Origin of the sequence: Streptomyces sp. MS191, assembly GCF_008042125.1 — a bacterium.
Taxonomy (GTDB): Bacteria; Actinomycetota; Actinomycetes; order Streptomycetales; family Streptomycetaceae; genus Streptomyces.
The window spans coordinates 1-959 of record NZ_RDBI01000150.1 but is presented as its reverse complement, the minus strand read 5'-3'; the positions used below and the strand labels follow the sequence as shown (position 1 = coordinate 959).

The window sequence follows — 959 nt, the reverse complement described above, 5'->3', positions numbered from 1 at the left end:
CTGGGGCGGCGTGTGCCGCCGTGCGGAAGGGGAGCGGGGGACCGGTGGGCAGGGCGGGACGTGCGGGCGGCGCGGAGGGCTCCGCGCCGACCGTGTCGACGCCGGCCGTGGCCGCGTCGCCGGCGCCGGACGCGGCGCCCGCGATCACGCCGGCGGCCGACTCGACGGACCGGGCGAGGACGTGTGCCCCGAAGCGGGCCGCCGCGTCGGGCAGGCTCGACTGCAGAGGGGAAAGCCCGGGTTCGGGCATCCGTGACTCCTTGGTTGATGGGTGGGCTGCCCCGTGTCCAGGGCACGCTCGACCGGCCCGGGGGTCCGGGCGGTGGCGGACGTCGTCGTACGGGGCCGTGGCTCCGGTCCGGCCGGGCGCCGGGCCGCGGGCGGGCGCGGGGTGCCGAGGGCCGTGCGGCAGCCGGGGCGGCACGTGGTCGCCGGGCCGCGTCGGGCGGCGGGAGCGGCCCGTGGAGGGTCCGCACGCTCGACGGGACGTACCGGACGAGCCTCAGTCGCGCCGGCGGGCGATCTGCACGTTCTCCAGGACGCCGAGCGCGTTGGGCACCAGGATCGCGGCGGAGTAGTAGGTGGTGACCAGGTAGGAGATGATCGACCGCTCGTCGACGCCCATGAAGCGCACCGAGAGCCCCGGCTCGTACTCCTCCGGCAGGCCGGTCTGGCGCAGCCCGATGACACCCTGGTTGTCCTCGCCGGTGCGCATGGCGAGGATGGAGCTGGTGTTCTCCCGGCTGATGGGGATCTTGTCGCAGGGCAGGATCGGGACGCCGCGCCAGGCCGCGACCTGCTGTCCGTCGAGGGTCATGTGGTCGGGGTAGATCCCCCGGGCGTTGAGTTCGCGGCCGATCGCCGCGATCGTCCGGGGATGGGCGAGGAACAGTTTCGTGCCGCGGCGACGGCAGAGCAGTTCGTCGAGGTCGTCCGGGGTGGGCGGGCCGGCGTGGGGC

At 75.8% G+C, this 959-nt stretch carries 2 pseudogenes; both read right to left on the bottom strand.

Annotated elements, in window-relative coordinates:
* Positions 1-250, bottom strand: a pseudogene (locus EAO71_RS35845) (2-methylisoborneol synthase); the annotation flags it as partial.
* A 252-nt stretch (positions 251-502) separates the two neighbouring features.
* Positions 503-959, bottom strand: a pseudogene (locus tag EAO71_RS35840) (Crp/Fnr family transcriptional regulator); the annotation flags it as partial.